General features: G+C 68.7%; 20 protein-coding genes. 11 read left to right on the forward strand and 9 right to left on the reverse strand.

Translation table 11 applies throughout. The annotated features are described in order from the left end of the window. Positions 1-99 precede the first annotated feature (99 nt). Together LPH33_RS10395 and LPH33_RS10400 are read right to left on the reverse strand one after the other, a co-directional pair. Complete coding sequence (locus LPH33_RS10395; protein ID WP_160875973.1) at positions 100-1,578, reverse strand: DUF7059 domain-containing protein; 1,479 nt, start codon at positions 1,576-1,578, stop codon at positions 100-102. Positions 1,579-1,615: 37 nt separating this feature from the next. Continuing rightward, a complete protein-coding gene (locus tag LPH33_RS10400) occupies positions 1,616-1,975 on the reverse strand; it encodes a DUF3099 domain-containing protein (protein WP_160875975.1) in 360 nt (119 codons plus the stop codon). 73 nt (positions 1,976-2,048) lie between these two features. On the opposite strand from LPH33_RS10400, the gene LPH33_RS10405 reads away from it, so the two are divergent. Beyond that, the gene (locus tag LPH33_RS10405) at positions 2,049-2,285 is read left to right on the forward strand and encodes a DUF3039 domain-containing protein (RefSeq protein ID WP_006551335.1); all 237 of its coding nucleotides are present in this window, start codon (positions 2,049-2,051) and stop codon (positions 2,283-2,285) included. Here LPH33_RS10405 and LPH33_RS10410 read toward each other — a convergent pair. Further along, positions 2,258-3,595 (reverse strand): YihY/virulence factor BrkB family protein, encoded by a 1,338-nt coding sequence (locus LPH33_RS10410; protein WP_229567968.1) that lies wholly within the window; start codon positions 3,593-3,595, stop codon positions 2,258-2,260. The genes LPH33_RS10405 and LPH33_RS10410 overlap by 28 nt on opposite strands. Before the next feature lie 211 nt (positions 3,596-3,806). On the opposite strand from LPH33_RS10410, the gene LPH33_RS10415 reads away from it, so the two are divergent. After that, positions 3,807-5,534: a DEAD/DEAH box helicase gene (locus tag LPH33_RS10415; RefSeq protein WP_229567969.1), complete on the forward strand. Its 1,728-nt coding sequence runs from the start codon at positions 3,807-3,809 to the stop codon at positions 5,532-5,534. A 75-nt stretch (positions 5,535-5,609) separates the two neighbouring features. On the opposite strand, the gene LPH33_RS10420 is transcribed toward LPH33_RS10415, so the two are convergent. Then, the gene (locus LPH33_RS10420) at positions 5,610-5,804 is read right to left on the reverse strand and encodes a DUF7455 domain-containing protein (RefSeq protein ID WP_006551338.1); all 195 of its coding nucleotides are present in this window, start codon (positions 5,802-5,804) and stop codon (positions 5,610-5,612) included. 258 nt (positions 5,805-6,062) lie between these two features. Between LPH33_RS10420 and LPH33_RS10425 the strand changes: the two genes are divergently transcribed. Genes LPH33_RS10425 through LPH33_RS10435 form a run of 3 tightly spaced genes read left to right on the forward strand, consistent with a single transcriptional unit; the run spans position 6,063 to position 8,160 of the window. After that, complete coding sequence (locus LPH33_RS10425; protein ID WP_088898198.1) at positions 6,063-6,443, forward strand: DUF952 domain-containing protein; 381 nt, start codon at positions 6,063-6,065, stop codon at positions 6,441-6,443. Between the two features lie 10 nt (positions 6,444-6,453). Beyond that, entirely contained in the window at positions 6,454-6,936 is a 483-nt protein-coding gene (locus LPH33_RS10430; RefSeq protein ID WP_088898197.1) for a cation:proton antiporter regulatory subunit, read from the forward strand. A 9-nt stretch (positions 6,937-6,945) separates the two neighbouring features. Continuing rightward, positions 6,946-8,160, forward strand: coding sequence for a cation:proton antiporter (locus tag LPH33_RS10435; RefSeq protein WP_016692738.1), 1,215 nt, complete (start codon positions 6,946-6,948; stop codon positions 8,158-8,160). An 82-nt stretch (positions 8,161-8,242) separates the two neighbouring features. Here the strand turns inward: LPH33_RS10435 and LPH33_RS10440 are convergent, their stop codons facing one another. Both LPH33_RS10440 and ppgK read right to left on the reverse strand, forming a co-directional pair. Then, positions 8,243-9,613 carry an RNA polymerase sigma factor gene (locus LPH33_RS10440; RefSeq protein WP_016692739.1) on the reverse strand — a complete coding sequence of 457 codons (1,371 nt, stop codon included), beginning with the start codon at positions 9,611-9,613 and terminating at the stop codon, positions 8,243-8,245. 134 nt (positions 9,614-9,747) lie between these two features. Continuing rightward, positions 9,748-10,533 (reverse strand): polyphosphate--glucose phosphotransferase, encoded by a 786-nt coding sequence (gene ppgK, locus LPH33_RS10445; protein ID WP_088898196.1) that lies wholly within the window; start codon positions 10,531-10,533, stop codon positions 9,748-9,750. Between the two features lie 100 nt (positions 10,534-10,633). Here ppgK and LPH33_RS10450 point away from each other — a divergent pair, with 100 nt between their 5' ends. Continuing rightward, positions 10,634-11,524: an inositol monophosphatase family protein gene (locus tag LPH33_RS10450; RefSeq protein WP_160876032.1), complete on the forward strand. Its 891-nt coding sequence runs from the start codon at positions 10,634-10,636 to the stop codon at positions 11,522-11,524. 87 nt (positions 11,525-11,611) lie between these two features. On the opposite strand, the gene cei is transcribed toward LPH33_RS10450, so the two are convergent. Next, positions 11,612-12,295 (reverse strand): envelope integrity protein Cei, encoded by a 684-nt coding sequence (gene cei, locus LPH33_RS10455; protein ID WP_229567970.1) that lies wholly within the window; start codon positions 12,293-12,295, stop codon positions 11,612-11,614. A gap of 361 nt (positions 12,296-12,656) precedes the next feature. Between cei and LPH33_RS10460 the strand changes: the two genes are divergently transcribed. After that, positions 12,657-12,959: a DUF4193 domain-containing protein gene (locus LPH33_RS10460; RefSeq protein WP_006551346.1), complete on the forward strand. Its 303-nt coding sequence runs from the start codon at positions 12,657-12,659 to the stop codon at positions 12,957-12,959. A gap of 168 nt (positions 12,960-13,127) precedes the next feature. Here LPH33_RS10460 and LPH33_RS10465 read toward each other — a convergent pair whose 3' ends face one another. After that, positions 13,128-13,580 carry a DUF3093 domain-containing protein gene (locus LPH33_RS10465; protein WP_060650904.1) on the reverse strand — a complete coding sequence of 151 codons (453 nt, stop codon included), beginning with the start codon at positions 13,578-13,580 and terminating at the stop codon, positions 13,128-13,130. A gap of 126 nt (positions 13,581-13,706) precedes the next feature. Here LPH33_RS10465 and dut point away from each other — a divergent pair, with 126 nt between their 5' ends. Continuing rightward, positions 13,707-14,177 carry a dUTP diphosphatase gene (gene dut, locus LPH33_RS10470; RefSeq protein ID WP_016694466.1) on the forward strand — a complete coding sequence of 157 codons (471 nt, stop codon included), beginning with the start codon at positions 13,707-13,709 and terminating at the stop codon, positions 14,175-14,177. 1 nt (position 14,178) lies between these two features. Continuing rightward, the gene (locus tag LPH33_RS10475; RefSeq protein WP_088898195.1) at positions 14,179-15,048 is read left to right on the forward strand and encodes a DUF3710 domain-containing protein; all 870 of its coding nucleotides are present in this window, start codon (positions 14,179-14,181) and stop codon (positions 15,046-15,048) included. Positions 15,049-15,060: 12 nt separating this feature from the next. Here the strand turns inward: LPH33_RS10475 and LPH33_RS10480 are convergent, their stop codons facing one another. Next, the gene (locus tag LPH33_RS10480; protein ID WP_229567971.1) at positions 15,061-15,792 is read right to left on the reverse strand and encodes an alpha/beta fold hydrolase; all 732 of its coding nucleotides are present in this window, start codon (positions 15,790-15,792) and stop codon (positions 15,061-15,063) included. Between the two features lie 183 nt (positions 15,793-15,975). Here LPH33_RS10480 and LPH33_RS10485 point away from each other — a divergent pair, with 183 nt between their 5' ends. Together LPH33_RS10485 and LPH33_RS10490 are read left to right on the forward strand one after the other, a co-directional pair. Beyond that, the gene (locus LPH33_RS10485; RefSeq protein WP_016694463.1) at positions 15,976-16,350 is read left to right on the forward strand and encodes an OB-fold nucleic acid binding domain-containing protein; all 375 of its coding nucleotides are present in this window, start codon (positions 15,976-15,978) and stop codon (positions 16,348-16,350) included. Between the two features lie 75 nt (positions 16,351-16,425). Continuing rightward, the gene (locus LPH33_RS10490) at positions 16,426-17,178 is read left to right on the forward strand and encodes a DUF3159 domain-containing protein (RefSeq protein ID WP_229567972.1); all 753 of its coding nucleotides are present in this window, start codon (positions 16,426-16,428) and stop codon (positions 17,176-17,178) included. The last annotated feature ends 31 nt before the right edge of the window (positions 17,179-17,209 follow it).

The following is a 17,209-nucleotide window of genomic DNA, read 5'->3' on the forward strand; positions in this document are numbered from 1 at the left end:
CTCCGAGTACCACCGCGCTGACCTGCACTAACCCGATGAGCTCCTGAGAAGTTGCTGAGAGAACCGAATCGTGGAACCTCAGGAACGCCCCGAAGGGGGTCAGGCGGGCTCGATCAGCCCGTGCCGCACCAACCCGTGCACGAGGCCCACCGCCTGCGCGAGGAGGTCGTCCTCGTCCTCGCCGTGCGCGGCCGCGAGCAGCGACACGAGATCCCCGAGCGGCAGGCCGTCGGCGCGCATGCCGCCGAGCAGGGCGGCCGCGAGGTCGTCCACCTCGTGCTGCCAGGCCGGACCGCCACCGCGATGCACCCGCGCGACCACCTGGTCCCACCCGTCCTCACCGGGCAGGTGCACCCGCTCGAGGGCCGTGTCGGGCCGCACCGCGAAGCGGGCGTCGAGCACTTCGTGCGTACGCAACCAGTCGAGGCGCCGGAAGTAGTCGATCGCCTCGTCGCCCAGCGCGTCGGTGAACGCGTGCCGCAGGTCCTCGGCCATCACATCGGACGGCAGGTCGGTGCGGCGCAGGTAGACGAACCCGAACCCGACGCCCTCGACGCCGTGCTCCTCGAAGTGGTCGAGCCACTGCTCGGCGCGCACCGCGACCTCCGGCTCGCGTTGATCGGCGTCACCGTCGCGCAGCCACGTCCCGACGTAGAGGGCGGGATCGGCGACATCGCGCTGCACGATCCAGGCGTCGACGCCGTGTGACGGCAACCACGATGCGACGCGGGCCCGCCAGTCCTCACCCTCGACGTGCACCCAGGACGCGAGCATCGCGGCGGTGCCGCCGGGATTCAGGTGTTCGGCGGCCTGCGAGATCATGAGGCGGCTGGCGCCGTCGAGGTCGAGACCGGAGTCGCGGTAGCTGTGCTCGACGCGTCCGGCGCTCACCACGAACGGCGGATTCGCGACGATGCGGTCGAAGGTCCGGCCGGCGACCGGCTCGAACCACGACCCCTCGAGAAGATCGATGTCGATCTCGTTCAACGCGGCGCTCGCGGCGGCCAGGGTCAGACAGCGGGGATTGATGTCGGTCGCGGTGACCTCGTCCGCGTGGTCCGCGGCGCGGATGGCCTGCACCCCGCAACCGGTGCCGAGATCGAGCACCGAACCGACCCGATCGGTCGGGGTGGCCTGCAGCAGCGACAAGGAGGCCTGACCGACGCCGAGGACGTGATCGGGACGGGTCGGGACGGGACGGATCGAGCCGTCGAGATCGGACAGCACCCAGCGGCTGCCGGTCCCGGCGTCGAGGGGCCGCAGGTCGAGAGCGGCCCGCACGCCGTCGCCGTCGCGTTCGACGAGTCCCGCCTGCACGGCCTGCTCCGTCGTCACCGGAGCGAGAGCCTGCGCGACCTCGTCCTCGGGGCAGGTGTCCTGGAGGAGGAACAGCCGCACGAGCACGCCGAGATCGCCCGCACCGCGCGCGATGCGCCGGGCAGGGACGGGTTCGCTGCGCCCGAGGGCGGCGTGCGCCTCGGGGCCGAGCAGTTCCCGGACGGTGGCGAGGTCGTAGCGGCACCGGATCAGTGCGGTGCGCAGAGCCGGGCAGAGAGACAGAAGAAGGTCGCGGTCCACCACGACATTCTCGCAAGCGTCCCGTCCGGGGTCCCTCTCAGCCGTCGATCACATGGTGGCGGGACGACTCGATCGCCGGGGGATCGTCGAAGCGGCCGTCCCAGCGGCTCGGTTCGTCCTTGCGGCGCGGCGGCCGGTCGTTGGCGATGAGGACGGCGATCCACGGCAGCGGGATCGACACCCCGATGATCGCCATCGAGATCCAGGGATTGGCCCATATGCCGTACGCGATCGCCGCCAGCAGCAGGGCGGGGATGCGGACCGACATGATGGTGAGGTACTTGCGAACCCGTGCTCGGTGCTGATCCTCGAGCGACGTCTCCGCCGCGGTGATCAGAACCGGGTTGTCGGGCGATCCGTTCTCGGGGGATCCGCCGAAACCGTGAGTTCTCGCCATGTCTTCCACCTTCCCACGCCGGGCCGTCGCACGCACATACGCATCCGGCCCTTCCGTGCGGCATCATGGACACGTGAGCACGGATATCAAGGAACGGCCGGATACCACCACCGACGAAACGACCGACGACGACACCCCGAAGTTCTTCCACTACGTGAAGAAGAACAAGATCGCCGAGAGTGCGGTCATGGGTACCCATGTGGTCGCGCTGTGCGGTGAGGTCTTTCCGGTGACCCGGTCGCCGAAGCCCGGCTCGCCGGTGTGCCCCGAATGCAAGAAAGTCTACGACGGCTTGCGCAAGGGCGACTGAGACACCTGGTGGAACACCCCGTCGTCCGCCGCGGCGTCGGGTGATTCTCGCGGAAGCGTCTCCACCGGCGGAAGTTCGGTCTCGGCCGGGGGAACTTCGGATCCCCCGGCCTTGTCGTCGTGCCGGGCCTTCTCGTCGCACGAGGCAGTGGCGTCGTGCTCGTCGCACGAGGCAGTGTCGTCGTGCAGAGACGTGTCGTTGTGGGTCGCCGTATCCGACTCGGTCGGCTTCCCGTCGATCGGCCACGACTCGGGTTGGCGATCCCCGGGCCGGATCAGGTCGGACAGCCGAATCGTCGTGGAGCCCGTCAACCGGCGCGTGAGGTTCGTCACCGGCCCGCTGTCGGGCGACGGATCTCGTGCCGACTGCTCGGCGAGCCAGATCCGCCACTGCTCCAGGCGTGTGGCGCGTGCCGGCCAGAACTCCTGCACCGTGGCGTTGAACTCGGCTCCGAGGACCACGGCGAAACCCAGGAAGAACGTGAACAGCAGGAACGCGATCGGGGCGGCGAGCGCGCCGTAGGTGTAGCCCGTTGCCGCGACCCACGTCAGGTACCACCGCAGGATCACGCTCGACGCGAGGAAGAACACCCCGGCCAGGACCGCGCCGCCGAGCAGTCGGTGCCACGGCAGCGACCTGGGCAGCGCCACCTTGTACAGGGTCGTCAGACCGATCAGCAGGAGCAGGCCCACCGCGGGGAAGTAGAAGGTGTCGATGATCCGTGAGCCGACGTCGAACCAGGCGTCGGGCAGCAGCCGGCCGATCAGTGTGGGCCCGAGCGCGACGAGCGGCATCGTGAACACCGCCAGGATCAGGAAGACCACGTAGAGGAGCAGGCCGAAGATCCGCTGCCACACCGGGTGGCGATGGTCCTGCTGGTGGTGCGCTTCGACGATCGAATCCACGAACGTCGAGATCGCCGACGATCCTGCCCACAGCGACAACACGAAGCCCAACGACATCACGTCGGCGCGGCCCCGCCGGAGGACGTCCTCGACGGTGGGTTCGATGATCTGGTCGACCACGCTGTCGCTGAAGACCGAGCGGAGGAAGGTGACGGTCTTCGACGTGATGATCTCCACCGTGTCGGGACCGAACCAGCCTCCTACGTAACCGAGGCTGCCGAGCAGACCGAGCACCAAGGGCGGCAGCGAGAGGGTCTGCCAGAAGGCCGCCGTCGCCGCCTTGCTGAAGATCGAGTGGTCCCAGGCCGACGACAGGGTGTGCGTGACGACCTCCCAGCCCTTCCCGACCGCGCGGCGAACGCGGCCGGAGGATGCCTGTGCGGGGGATCGTGGTGTGTCGTTCATCTACTTCCAGAATTCCTGAAGACACGCTCGCGTGCGCGCACAGGCAGGTGAGGGCCTCTCGAATTCTGCCACGCAGTCCTCGGAGAACCCGCCGACGCCGCGGCTTCGGCGGGTTCGCGGGCTCCGAGACGATAGGCTGCATGACGGTCGGCGCCCGGACGAGTGCGGTGGCACCGACCCGAGCGAAGCGGACAAGGAGCACGAGAAACCGGTGAGCACCGAAACCGTCGGACAAGCTACGACCTCCGCCCCTGTGGCCCAGCTGCGTGCCTGGCAGCGCCGCGCCCTCACCAAGTACCTCGCGACGAAGCCGCGTGACTTCCTCGCCGTCGCGACCCCCGGCGCCGGTAAGACGACCTTCGCCCTCCGGGTGGCGTCGGAGCTGTTGCGCGACCGGACGGTCGACCAGATCACGGTCGTCGCCCCCACCGAGCACCTCAAGCACCAGTGGGCGGGTGCTGCGGCCCGCATCGGTATCGCGCTCGACTCGAACTTCACGAACTCCACCGGACAGACGTCGAGCGACTACCAGGGCGTCGTGGTCACCTACGCGCAGGTTGCCTCGCATCCGTTCAAGCACCGCGTGCGTACGGAGGGGCGCCGCACCCTGGTGATCCTCGACGAGATCCACCACGGTGGCGACGCGAAGAGCTGGGGTGAGGGCATCCTCGAGGCGTTCGGGGACGCGACCCGCCGTCTGGCGCTGACCGGTACACCCTTCCGCAGCGACGACAGTGCGATCCCGTTCGTGAGCTACGAGCCGAACGAGGACGGTCTGCTGCAGTCCAAGGCCGATCACGCCTACGGCTATGCCGACGCGCTCGCCGACGGCGTCGTGCGCCCCGTCGTGTTCCTCGCGTACTCGGGCGAGGCGCGCTGGCGCACGAGTGCGGGGGAGGAGTTCACCGCGCGGCTGGGGGAGCCTCTCAGCGCCGAGCAGACGGCCCGGGCGTGGCGGACGGCCCTCGATCCCCAGGGCGACTGGATTCCCGCGGTGCTGGGGGCGGCGAACACCCGTCTGCAGCAGCTGCGTGCCGGCGGCATGCCGGACGCCGGTGGCCTCGTCATCGCCACCGACCAGACCACCGCGCGGGCGTACGCGAAGATCCTCGAGTCGATCACCGGCGAGATACCGACCGTCGTGCTCTCGGACGATCCCACCGCCTCCGAGCGCATCTCGCAGTTCAGCGAGGGCAACCAGAGGTGGATGGTCGCCGTGCGCATGGTGTCCGAGGGCGTCGACGTCCCGCGACTCGCGGTGGGTGTGTACGCGACCAGCGCCTCGACCCCGTTGTTCTTCGCACAGGCGATCGGCCGCTTCGTGCGGTCGCGGCGCAAGGGGGAGACCGCCAGTGTCTTCCTGCCGTCCGTGCCGGTGCTGCTCGAGCTCGCCAGCCAGCTCGAGGCCCAGCGCGACCACATCCTCGGCAAGCCGCACCGGGTCAAGGAGGGCTTCGACGACGAGCTGCTCGCCGACGCGAACCGGCGCAAGGACGAACCCGGCGAGGACGAGAAGGCCTACCACTCGCTCGGAGCGGACGCCGAACTCGATCAGGTCATCTACGACGGATCCTCGTTCGGCACCGCGACATTCGCCGGTTCCGACGAGGAGGCCGACTATCTGGGACTCCCGGGTCTGCTGGACGCGGAACAGATGCGGGCACTGCTGCGTCAGCGTCAGGAACAGCAGCTGAACAAGCCGAAGGCCGCACCGGCACCCACTCCGCCGCCCCAGGTGACCGAGCGGGTCGAAACCGCCGACACCCTCGCCCAGCTCCGCCGCGAACTCAATTCGCTCGTCGCGGTCGTGCACCACCGGACCAGGAAGCCGCACGGGGTGATCCACGGCGAACTGCGTCGCCAGTGCGGTGGTCCGCCGACGGCGATGGCGACCGCCGAGCAACTGCGCGACCGGATCGCGATCCTGCGCAGCTGGTGACGACGAGAACGGGCGACCACCTCGAGGTGGTCGCCCGTTCGGTCGGGTCTCGGAACCGTGGTTCCGGACGGCGGATCACACGGTGGCGTCGGACTCGCTCACGATCGTCGCTCCGAGTTCACGGAGGCGGTCGGTGTGCTCGTTCGCGTGGTGCCCGCAGAACAACAGTTCTCCGCCGGTCGGAAGGACGGCGCGGACACGAGCGGCGGCATTGCACCGATCGCAGCGATCTGCAGCGGTCAACTTCGGGCTGGTCAACGTACCGGGCATGACTCCTCCAAACTGGCCACCGCTCATATCGGGTGCCGGGGTCTGGTCCGCCGCACCGGCCGGCGCGGTGGATCTACTCTGACAGACGATTCGTATTCACGTGTTGTTCCCCTGGATGCCCAATGGTGGCGTGTTTCACGCATCGAACAGCGAAAACGCTGCGACATGGCCGTTTTCCGCACAGTGTGTTCGCTCACAGCGCAGAGCTCCAGGGGGCCGGGAACGCCCCGGAGAGGCCGTCCGACGCACAATGACGCCATGACCGAGACCCTGCTGCACATCATCTCCCGCGACGAGTGGGACCACTTCCGACCCCTCGGGGCGGTCGCACCGGAGTCCCTCGGGACCCAGGGTTTCGTCCACCTCTCCACGCCGCACCAGGTGCACCTGCCCGCCGACCGCTTGTACTCAGGCCGTACGGATCTGCTCCTGTTGCATGTCGATCCGACGCGTCTCGTCGACCCGCTCCGTTTCGAACCCGGCGTGCCGGGGGACCCGGAGTCCATGCGCTTCCCCCACCTCTACGGGCCGCTGCCCGTCGATGCCGTGGTGGAGGTGATGCCCTACCTGCCGGGACCGGACGGCCGGTTCGCACCCCTCGACCGGGAGCAGGCGGACGTCGTCGGTCCGGAGGACTAGTCTTTCGGCCATGATCGTCGACGTGACGCCGCTACCCGGGATCGGTGTACGCAAGGACTTCGAACTCGCCTCCGGACGCCGCATCGGGGTGATCACCCATCGGGACGGTCACAGCGACCTCATCATCTCGAAGGCGGGCGACCCCGACGCGTGTGCCGCCTCCCTGCCTCTCACCGTCGAGGAGGCAGCGACGCTCAGCAATCTCCTCGGTGCCCCACAGCTCGTCGCCCAATTGCGTGAGGACCACCGCGACCTGCCCGGAATCCTCACTCGCCAGCTCCACATCCACGAGGATTCGCGGTTCGACGGAGCGGTACTGGGCGACACGGCGCTGCGCACGCGCACCGGCGTGTCGGTCGTGGCCGTGATGCGTGCCGGTCAGGTCATGCCGTCCCCGACACCCGACTTCGTCCTCACGGGTGGGGACATCCTGGTGGCGGTCGGCACAGCGGACGGTCTCGACGCTGCCGCCAGGATCCTGCGCAACGGCTGATCCCGCGGAATGAACACCACGACACTCGCACTCATCGAACTGGGTGCGGTGTTCTTCGGACTCGGCGTCCTCGGCCGGCTCGCGGCGCGGATCGGCATGTCGCCGATCCCGTTCTATCTGATCGGCGGCCTGTGCTTCGGCAACGGTGGCTTCATCCAACTCGGCGACATCGGGGCGTTCAGTCACCTCGCCAGCGAGATCGGCGTGGTCCTGCTGCTGTTGCTGCTCGGGCTCGAGTACACCGCGAACGAGTTGATCAGCGGCCTGAGACGCTCCCGGATGGGAGGCCTGCTCGACCTTGCTCTGAATGCGGTGCCGGGAGCCGCCGTCGCGTTGATCCTGGGGCTCGGTCCCATCGGCGCCTTCGTGCTCGCGGGCGTGACCTACATCTCGTCGTCCGGGATCGTGGCGAAGGTTCTCGCCGATCTGGGACGCCTCGGCAATCGTGAGACACCGGTCGTCCTGTCGATTCTCGTCTTCGAGGATCTCGCGATGGCCGTCTACCTCCCGATCCTCACCGCGATCCTGGCGGGCGTGAGCCTGCTCGGCGGCCTCGAAGCCGTCGCGATCTCGCTCGGTCTCGTCACCGTGGTGCTGGTCCTGGTGGTGCGGTACGGACGCTACGTCTCGGTCGTGCTCGACAGCCCCGACCGGGAAACGCTGTTGCTCAAGCTGCTCGGCGCAGCGCTGCTGGTGGCGGGGATCGCGTCGGCCCTGCAGGTGTCGGCGGCCGTGGGAGCCTTCCTACTGGGCATCGCCATCTCCGGTTCGACGGCACACAACGCGGTCCGGGTCCTCGAACCGCTCCGCGACCTGTTCGCCGCCATCTTCTTCGTCTTCTTCGGACTGAACACCGATCCGACGGCTATACCGCCGGTGCTCGGCTGGGCGGTCCTGCTGGCCGTGCTGACCGCGCTGACGAAGCTCGTCACCGGATGGATCGCGGCGGCCCATCACGGTATCGCCGTGATGGGCCGGGCCCGCGCCGGCGCGGCGCTCATCGCCCGAGGAGAGTTCTCCATCGTGATCGCCGGTCTGGCCGTCGCCTCCGGCCACGTCGACAGCCGCCTCGCGGCTCTCGCCTCGGCATACGTGATGATCACCGCGGTGCTCGGTCCGGTGGCCGCGCGTGTCGTCGAACCGGTCATGCGGTTCGCATCCGCACGGCTCCCCGGACGCGAGGGGCGCCAGCGCCTTCCCGGAGACGAGCCGGAACTCCTCTAGCGGGCCTGTGGCCCGGAACGCAGAACGAGGGCCACCCGATCGGATGGCCCTCGTTCCGTGCGATTGTTCTGCGTGACGGAGATCAGTCGAGGTAGTCGCGCAGCACCTGCGACCGCGACGGGTGGCGCAGCTTCGACATGGTCTTCGACTCGATCTGGCGGATGCGCTCGCGCGTCACGCCGTAGACCTGACCGATCTCGTCGAGGGTGCGCGGCTGGCCGTCGGTGAGGCCGAAGCGCAGACGCACGACGCCCGCTTCGCGCTCGGACAGGGTCTCGAGCACCGACTGCAGCTGATCCTGCAGCAGGGTGAAGGAGACGGCGTCGACGGCCACGACGGCCTCGGAGTCCTCGATGAAGTCGCCGAGCTGGCTGTCGCCCTCGTCGCCGATCGTCTGGTCGAGGGAGATGGGCTCACGCGCGTACTGCTGGATCTCCAGCACCTTCTCCGGCGTGATGTCCATTTCCTTGGCGAGCTCCTCGGGCGTGGGCTCGCGGCCCAGATCCTGGAGCAGCTCGCGCTGGATACGACCGAGCTTGTTGATGACCTCGACCATGTGCACCGGGATACGGATGGTGCGGGCCTGGTCGGCCATGGCGCGGGTGATGGCCTGACGGATCCACCAGGTGGCGTAGGTGGAGAACTTGTAACCCTTGGTGTAGTCGAACTTCTCGACCGCGCGGATCAGACCGAGGTTGCCTTCCTGGATGAGGTCCAGGAACGCCATGCCGCGGCCGGTGTAGCGCTTGGCGAGCGAGACGACGAGGCGGAGGTTCGCCTCGAGCAGGTGGTTCTTGGCCCGGTTGCCGTCGCGGCAGATCCAGTTCAGATCGCGGCGCTGGGCGACGGGGAGCTTCTCGCCCTTCTCCGCCAGCTGCTGCAGCATGTGGGTCGCGTACAGACCGGCCTCGATGCGCTTGGCGAGCTCGACCTCCTCCTCGGCGTTGAGGAGGGCGACCTTGCCGATCTGCTTGAGGTAGGCGCGCACGGAGTCGGCCGACGCGGTGAGCTCGGCGTCCTTGCGTGCCTGACGCAGCGCCTCGGACTCCTCCTCGTCCCAGACGAAGTCGCCCGAGGCCTTGTCCTTCTCGCTGGGCTCGTCGTCGTCGACCACGACATCCTCGGCGCCGGCGAGATCACCCTCCGAGACCTCGAGGTCTGCGAGGTCCGCTTCCTCGGTGGCGTCGAAGTCCTCGTCGCCCGAACCTGCAGCCTTCGTGGCCTTCTTTGCTGCCTTCTTCGCGGTGGTCTTCTTGGCTGCCTTCTTCGCAGGAGCCTTCTTGGCGGCTGCCTTCTTCGCGGGGGCCTTCTTCGCAGCGGTCTTCTTCGCCGGCGGCTTGGCACCGGGAGCGGTGCCCTCCGCGGAGTCCGCAGCGCCTGCGACGCTCGAAGCGTCCGCAACGGGTGCCGATTCGTTGGCGGAATCAGCGGTGTGGATGTCGGTGGCTGCCACGTACGCCCTTTCGTGACGAGGTAGTGCGGCGTCGCGCCAGAGTGATTCCGGCGGAGAGGTCTGTCGGGATGGGGGCCGGTTCCGGCCTGCTGGGGACCATTGTAACGATCCCTCGGGCAGCCGATGCGCCGGACTCAGGGAGTGACACCTGTTTTCGCAGCATATGCAGCCCCTACGATTCCCGCCGCGTTGCGCAGTTCGGCGGGGACCACCGGGGTGCGGTTGGTCAGGAGTGGGACCCACTTCTCGTGCTTGCGGCTGATACCACCGCCCACGATGAACAGGTCGGGCCAGAGCAGGGCCTCGAAGCGGGTGAGGACGCGGGAGACCTCCTTCGCCCACTGCTTGTACGACAGGTCGTTGCGTTCCTTGACCGACGAAGCGGCGCGGTGCTCGGCCTCCTTGCCGTCGACCTCCATGTGTCCGAACTCGGTGTTGGGCAGCAGTACACCGTTGTGCAGCACGGCCGAACCGATCCCGGTGCCGAAGGTCAGCAGGATCACCACGCCGTCGGTGTCCTTGGCGGCACCGAAGCGGTCCTCGGCGATCCCCGCGGCATCCGCGTCGTTGAGCACCGAGACGTCCCGGTCGCCGAGCACCCGCGAGAAGAGGGATCCGGCGTCGGTGCCGATCCACGACTTGTCGATGTTGGCGGCGGTGCGGGCGACGCCTCCGGTGACCACGCTCGGCAGTGTCACGCCGACGGGGCCCGTCCAGCCGGCCTGCTCGACGATCTGCGCCACCGTCTTCGCCACGGCCTCCGGAGTGGACGGTTGCGGAGTGAGGATCTTGATCCGGTCGCCTACCAGACGGCCCGTGTCGAGATCCACCACGGCACCCTTGACGCCACTGCCCCCGATGTCGACTCCGAACCCGTGGTTGACGGCAGTCGATCGGTCCGTGGGGACGTCCTGTGCCATTGCGTACTTCCTCTCGCTGGGTGGGGCCGTCTGCTCCGCTCGTGTGGAAACGATAATGCCCGTGTGACCGGTGCGGCACACACTGGCGAAACGCTCGGCGCTGTGTTCGGATCGGTTCGTGCATACACAGAGAACGCTCTCCGCATCCGAGTTGTCCGGCTTGAGGGACGTCGCCGTGACCGTCGCGCGGGAGGCCGCAGCCTACGTACGAGGACGTAGGGCCACGTTGTTCGGCCCTCCGGGATCGGGCGAGATCACCCGTGTCGGGACGAAGTCGACAGTGACCGATCCCGTCACAGTGGCCGACACCGAGAGCGAAGAGCTCATCCGGCGCCGACTTGCCGTGCTGCGGCCCGGGGATGCCTTCCTGGGGGAGGAGACCGGAGGCGACGCTGGAACGTCGACTGCGAGAGGCGTCGTCTGGGTGGTCGATCCCATCGACGGCACCGTCAACTTCGTCTACGGACTCCCGGCGTCGGCGGTGTCGGTGGCTGCGCAGGTCGACGGACGCTCGGTGGCCGGCGCAGTCGTCGCCATCGCATCGGGGGAGACGTTCTCGGCGGCAGAAGGTCTCGGTGCCCATCTCGAAACGAATGGCACGCGGGTCCCGTTGCGCTGTAATCCGATAACGGATCTGCAGCTGGCGCTCGTGGCCACCGGGTTCTCGTACTCCTCGGAACGGCGTGCACGGCAGGGAGAACTGGTGGCGGCGCTGCTACCGCGGGTGCGCGACATCCGGCGGGTCGGAGCGGCCGCCCTGGACCTGTGCATGGTCGCGGCCGGCAGGGTCGACGCCCACTACGAACACGGACTCGGTCCCTGGGACTGGGCGGCGGGTGCGCTCGTCGCCGCGGAAGCCGGTGCCGTGGTACGTGTCCCGAACGGCACCGGGGACGACGGCGAGCTCACGGTCGCGGCCGCGCCGGGGATCGCCGCCGATTTCGAAACTCTGCTCGCCGAAATCGGAGCGCTCGACCCAATTCCGAATTGACCGATTCGTCACATCACGAATTGCCGTTCGTCACCTTTATATCGCAGTAGTGACGAAAAACAGGATGCACGGTCTGTGAAAAGAGATTCAGCACCGGGCATTGCGTGCGGCCGTGAGCAGATCGAGGTCGAGCGGAGCCGTCTGCTCGCCCACCGGGACCTCGCGTAGCGCTCGCAGGACCTCCTCGGCATCCGCCCCGGGGGAGATGTCCCGGAAGTAGGTCCCCAGCGCGAGATCGACCGTGTCGTCCTCGCGTGTGTCCTGCACCAACTCGGCGCACGGGGCGAGCAACCACACCGAGGACGCAGCCGCGCGTCCGGCCTCGCCGAAGCGGATCTGCCCCTGGCACTGCATGTTCTGGTCGACGTAGACCGGATCGTTGCCGGCCTGCACGTCGGGCGGGCTCGAGAAACCGTAATCGCTCAACTGGGCGGCCACGTGCGTGGCCTGGCCGCGTTCGCCGTTGGCGTTGTAGACGCGCACCCGGGTGGCCGCCAGGGGAGCGGGTTCGACCTCGAGCAGCGTCGACCGGTCCACGACCTCGCCGTGTGGGGCCGGTTGCGGGCCTTCGGGATCGGTGGCCTCGGTCGGAGGAGCATTGCACGCCACCGTGGTCGTGACGGGTTCGGACGAGGTGAACACGGAGGTCCACACGACGATGGTGGCGGCGGCGAGGACGGCACCCGCGACGGCGGCCGGGACCACCCGGCGCCGACGGAACGGGCGGCCGCGATCATCGTTTGCGCTTCCTTCGGTGATCAGGGAAACCACGCGGCCCTGCCTCTCGTGTCATGCCGGGTTCGTCGCACTCACTGTAGAGGTCGTGGACGTGGTCGGTGGAACCGCCGACCCGAGGAAATGTCACGAGTCGTTGTGTTGTTGATGACGATTGCCCGACAATTTCCGGCGTTTCCACGCATCGATTGCATATTCGTGCGTGAGGTCGGCTATTGTTCGGCGGCCGAACCGTCCAAGAAGGGGCGGTGCGGCGCGAAAACAGAGTGAATTCGGGTATGCCACAGCAGTGACACACCCGTCGGGAACTCCAACGGACGGCCGTGCGTTGCCCTGGCCGGGAGCACCGTCCGTGTCCCGGCCGGCTACCGGTACGAGTACTAGAAGGTAAGAGGAAATGGCGACTGACTACGACGCACCCCGGCGGACCGACAGCGACGATGTGTCGGAGGATTCACTCGAGGAACTGAAGGCCCGGCGCAACGAGGCCCAGTCCGCGGTGGTGGACGTCGACGAATCGGACACCGCCGAGTCCTTCGAGCTGCCCGGGGCGGATCTGTCCGGCGAAGAGCTGTCGGTGCGTGTCGTCCCGAAGCAGGCCGACGAGTTCACCTGCTCGAGCTGTTTCCTGGTGCATCACCGGAGCAGACTCGCAAGCGAGGAGAACGGTGTCATGATCTGCCGGGACTGCGCAGCGTGATGAGGACATAGGTGCGGAACGAGGCCGGGTGACGACGGTGCGCCGTGGTCACCCGCGTCTCCCTCGTGCGTGCCCCGGCGCCGCGGCAGCCTCCGCTGTTCCCGGCATCCGGGGCCCTGTCGTATCCGGGCCCTGTCGTATCCGGGGCCGATTCCCGTTCGAGCAGCCCTACTTGCGGGTCGGATCGTCCTTGCGGCCCGACTCGTCGCAACCCAGCGCCGCGAGCAGTTCGGCAGGCCGCCGCGTGCTCACCAGCCAGTAGGGCGTCGGATCTTCCGGGTCGTCGAGCACGACGAGCGCCATGGTCCGCACCCAGGGGCGGTGCTGGACGAACGCCGCCGGATCGAGCTGGCGTCCCATCGCGGCACTCTTGGCCGACGCCGGCACCACCACACCCCGCGAGATCACGTCGACGGGCAGATGTGCGCGACCGACGACGAGTTCGCCGCCGACCACCTCGACCCGACTGCGTGAGAGCCAGGTGAGCACCCAGATCGGCACCGGGAGCAGAAGGACGTAGGGCAGCCACGCGTACATCCCCGGCGCGCCCATGTGCAGCTCGGCCGCGAGCAGAGCGGCCACACCGAGCCCGATCGGCCACCACCACCACGGTACCCACATCCGCTCCGAGAAGGTCGGAGCGTCGGCCGTCGGAGGAGTAGTCGGTGAGGTGCGCGAGGAACGGGACACACCGTAAGGATAGTCGGCTCGGTGGAGCGGCCCGGCACGCGAGTAGTCTCGGACGACGTGACCGATCTTCCCCCGATACCGCTGCGCCGGCTCGATCCGGAGCTCCCCGTGCCCACTCGTGCCCACCCCGGTGACGCCGGTGTGGACCTGTGCACGTCGGTCGACGTGACTCTCGGCCCGGGGGAGCGGGCGCTCGTCGGCACCGGCATCGCCGTCGCGCTGCCCGTGGGCACGGTCGGCCTGATCCACCCCCGTTCGGGCCTCGCCGCCAAGTTCGGCCTGTCCGTCGTGAACACTCCCGGGACGGTCGACGCGGGCTACCGTGGAGAGATCAAGGTGTGCCTGATCAACCACGACACCGAGCGCGCCGTCGAACTCCGCCGGGGCGACCGCATCGCGCAGCTGCTCGTCCAGCGTGTCGAACTCGTCGACTTCGTCGAAGTGGACGAGCTCGACGACACGGCGCGGGGCAGCGGCGGATACGGATCGAGCGGCGGGCACGCCGGCCTCGTGAAGGAGGGTTCCTGACATGTTCGGACGACGCCGCAAGGACCGCGGGTCGAACGTCGAGGCGGCCGACGCCGCACCCGCCGGCGACCTCGGCGCGTACGACGAGCCCTCCGACGAGGAGTACGACGAGTACGCCACCGGAAGTGCGGCCGATTCCGGCCCGTACGACATCGACGAGGTCGACGAGGAGACGGTGACGGCCTCCCGTCTCGACCTCGGATCCGTGCTCGTTCCGCTCCCGGCCGGTGGCCAGATCCAGGTCGAGATGGCACCGAACGGCACGCCGCAGAACGTCCACCTCGTGACCCAGTTCGGGCGCATCACGGTCTCCGCGTACGCGGCACCGAAGTCGCCGGGACAGTGGCGCGAGGTCGCCGCGGAGCTCGCGGAGACGCTGCGCAACGACAAGGCCGAGGTCAGCATCGAATCGGGGCCGTGGGGCCGCGAACTGCACGGCAGGACCGCGAACGCGGATCTCCGGTTCATCGGTGTCGACGGCTTCCGCTGGATGATCCGCTGCGTCGTCGCAGCGCCCGCCGGGAACGCCGGAGCCGACTCCGAACTCGTCGGGATCGCGCGGTCGGTGATCTCCGGCACCGTCGTCCGCCGCGGATCCGAGCCCCATCCGGTCCGTACGCCGCTGCCGATCGTGCTGCCCGAGGCACTCACCCGCCAGCTCGTCGCGGCCCAGCAGCAGCAACAGCAGGCCGCTGCCGCGCAGCAGCAACAACAGGCCGCGCCCCAGCAGGGCACGGCTCCGGCGCAACCCGCTCCGCGGACGGCCCCGCCGGCACAGCCCACCCAGCAGACGCAGCAGGTTCCGCCCACCCAGCAGACGCCGCCGCGTCGGGGCGAATCCGGTTCGGCGATGCAGCAACTCGGCTTCTGACACCGAGACCGATCATCGGTTCGGGACGGGGACGATCCTGTCGAGCGCGGTGAGGCACAGCCTCCCGAGCACGGAGGGATCGTCCCCGACCTGTTCGAGTGTCACCGTCGCGAGTTCCGCGCGAGGGATCTCCCGCGCCCATTGCCGCCCCACCTCGAGCGGATGGACCGCGTCGTCCACCGCGGCGGCGATGCCGACCGGCACGGCCACGGACCGCAGTTCGTCGACGTCGAGTGCCCGATAGCGCGCGGCCTCGTCCAGTGCGGCCGGGAGATCGGGCCATTGGGCGCTCCACGAACGCCTCAGTTCCCGCGCGAGCCAGGACGGACTCGACGCCGTCATCGCAGCGGTGACCGCATCGATCCCGTGGGTCCGTAGCTCGGAGGCCGTCCACCGCGCGCTCGCGGCGGCCGGCGCCTCCCGCGGATCGCCGGTCCATGCAGGTAGGGCAGCGAGGACGCCGACGGCCCGGTCCGGATTGTCGAACGCCCACCTCACCGCGACGGCCGCTCCGATCGACACCCCTCCCACGAGGATCGGTCCGTTCCCGGCCGCGTCGTCGAGTGCGGCGAGATAGCTGGCCACCACACCGCGCGGATCCGGATCGACGGCGATCGGGGTGATGCCCCGCCGTCGGAGTTCGGCGCCGAACGCCTTCTCGGCGAAGCATGCGTCCGAACCCGTGCCGGGAAGCACGACCGCGGTGCCGACGGTCGGGGGGACCGGGGATTCGCTGTGGGACATGCGGACGATCCTGCACCATCGGCCCCCGGAGACCGCGCTCACCTGCCCGCACAGCAGGACGAAGGGCGGCTGCACGCGCGTGTGCACCGTGCAACTTGTATCCGGCGAGAATGCGTCTACAGTGGCGGTCGAAGAAGAGTCCGGTGGCACGAGATCCGTGCCCCTTCCGTACAGGAGCGTGTTATGGCTTCCCCGGCCGGCTACCTGCGTCGGCTCACACGGCGGCTCACCGAGGACATCGAAGAACTCGATGCCGAGGAGATGGCCGAATCCTCGCACTCCACGGGCGCTCTACCCGTCGTCGAATGCGCCCGCGGTCAGGAAGTGACCATGTACGGACGTCTTCGCAGTGTCGAGTCGTGTTCGCGTGCTGCTGCCGCCGTCGTCGAGGCGGAGTTCTTCGACGGGACCGACTCGATCCAGCTCGTGTGGATCGGCCGTCGGCGCATCCCGGGAATCGAGCCCGGGCGTACGTTGACGGTGCGCGGTCGTGTCGGCGAACGCGACGGACGCAAGGTGATCTACAACCCCTACTACGAGCTGCGCGAGCCCGCCTGATCGGTGCACCTCGGGGGCGACAACCCGGTGCATGCGGGGTCGTGGCCCTGTGCCGGATGTGGCAGGCTCGTAGGAGTGAGCGACACCAACCAGCAGACGATGCTCGAACAACTCGGTGGTATCAGCGGGTTGATCTATTCGACGCTGCCGGTCCTGGTGTTCGTCCCCGTCAACAGCCTCTGGGGCCTCACCGTCGCCATCTGGTCCGCGCTGGGCGTCGCCCTCGCGGTGCTCGTGTGGCGTTTGATCCAGCGCACCCCGATCCAGCCCGCGATCTCGGGCTTCTTCGGAGTCGCGCTGTGTGCCTTCATCGCTCATCGCACCGGCGATGCGAAGGGATACTTCCTCTTCGGGATCTACGCGAGCCTGGTCTACGGGGGCGCCTTCCTGTTGTCCGTGCTCGTCCGCAGACCGCTCGTGGGCGTGATCTGGGGAATGCTCAACGGCCAGGGATCGCGGTGGCGCTCGCATCACACCGCGGTGCGCGCGTACGACGTCGCGACCCTCGCATGGACCCTGGTCTTCCTCGGTCGCTATCTCGTGCAGAACCACCTCTACGACGAGGACCGCACCGGCTGGCTCGCGGTGGCCCGGATCGGCATGGGCTGGCCGCTGACCGCGCTGGCCCTGCTCGTGACCCTCTGGGCGGTCCGGCGTGCCGACCGCATCGTCGAACCCCCGCCCGCGGAGACGGTCGACGACGCATCGGTCGACGCCGCACCGACCGATGATCCGGCGGCGGACGACGCGCTGTCGAACAAGTCCCGTGACGAGCACGGCGCGCGCGACGAGCACCGACTCCCCGGCCAGCACCGGCTCCGCGACTAGTCGGCACAGCCTCCGCGACCAGTCGGCACAG

It is taken from the genome of Rhodococcus sp. RDE2, assembly GCF_020885655.1.
GTDB classification, from domain to species: Bacteria; Actinomycetota; Actinomycetes; order Mycobacteriales; family Mycobacteriaceae; genus Rhodococcus; species Rhodococcus pyridinivorans.

Bases quoted from the DNA above. Each gene is read 5' to 3' on its own strand.
- LPH33_RS10400 (WP_160875975.1), bottom strand. From the start codon at position 1,975: ATGGCGAGAACTCACGGTTTCGGCGGATCCCCCGAGAACGGATCGCCC.
- LPH33_RS10410 (WP_229567968.1), bottom strand. From the start codon at position 3,595: ATGAACGACACACCACGATCCCCCGCACAGGCATCCTCCGGCCGCGTT.
- LPH33_RS10420 (WP_006551338.1), bottom strand. From the start codon at position 5,804: ATGCCCGGTACGTTGACCAGCCCGAAGTTGACCGCTGCAGATCGCTGC.
- LPH33_RS10425 (WP_088898198.1), top strand. From the start codon at position 6,063: ATGACCGAGACCCTGCTGCACATCATCTCCCGCGACGAGTGGGACCAC.
- LPH33_RS10430 (WP_088898197.1), top strand. From the start codon at position 6,454: ATGATCGTCGACGTGACGCCGCTACCCGGGATCGGTGTACGCAAGGAC.
- LPH33_RS10435 (WP_016692738.1), top strand. From the start codon at position 6,946: ATGAACACCACGACACTCGCACTCATCGAACTGGGTGCGGTGTTCTTC.
- ppgK (WP_088898196.1), bottom strand. From the start codon at position 10,533: ATGGCACAGGACGTCCCCACGGACCGATCGACTGCCGTCAACCACGGG.
- LPH33_RS10460 (WP_006551346.1), top strand. From the start codon at position 12,657: ATGGCGACTGACTACGACGCACCCCGGCGGACCGACAGCGACGATGTG.
- LPH33_RS10465 (WP_060650904.1), bottom strand. From the start codon at position 13,580: ATGTGGGTACCGTGGTGGTGGTGGCCGATCGGGCTCGGTGTGGCCGCT.
- LPH33_RS10475 (WP_088898195.1), top strand. From the start codon at position 14,179: ATGTTCGGACGACGCCGCAAGGACCGCGGGTCGAACGTCGAGGCGGCC.
- LPH33_RS10480 (WP_229567971.1), bottom strand. From the start codon at position 15,792: ATGTCCCACAGCGAATCCCCGGTCCCCCCGACCGTCGGCACCGCGGTC.
- LPH33_RS10485 (WP_016694463.1), top strand. From the start codon at position 15,976: ATGGCTTCCCCGGCCGGCTACCTGCGTCGGCTCACACGGCGGCTCACC.